This window comes from Desemzia sp. FAM 23990 (genome assembly GCF_045528485.1).
In the GTDB taxonomy this organism is placed as follows: Bacteria; Bacillota; Bacilli; order Lactobacillales; family Carnobacteriaceae; genus Desemzia.
Genome location: NZ_JBGQQW010000078.1, coordinates 1 through 378, shown reverse-complemented (window position 1 = coordinate 378; position 378 = coordinate 1). Strand labels below are relative to the sequence as shown.

Sequence of the window (378 nt, the reverse complement as noted above, 5' to 3'; positions counted from 1 at the left end):
AGACGAAGGAATCCATCTATGAAAACGCACCAACTAAATCAGAAATCAATTTATTATTAGCACGAGTAGCGAATAGAAAAGTGGATAGTGGGCATCATATTCGGTATCAAAATAACCATTACCTGCCTACGGAAGGCAGTGAAGAGCACTACTTCACGCGAAGATCAAAGGCGCTGGTTATCGAAGCGTTTAACGGAGATATCTATGTAAATATAGCTGAAAAAATATACACCACAAGGAGACTGAAAGAGCATGACTACTACTCACAAGAGTTTGATCCGATTCCAGAGCAAAAAAAAGAAAGACGCCAGTATATTCCCCCACAATCTCACCCGTGGAAACTAGAATCTTTCAAAAGATATCTTCGCAGTGTCGGAA

1 pseudogene is annotated in these 378 nt (G+C 40.2%); it reads left to right on the top strand.

Annotated features, from left to right (window positions below):
- Positions 1-378: pseudogene (locus ACEN4I_RS13530) on the top strand (ISNCY family transposase); the annotation flags it as partial.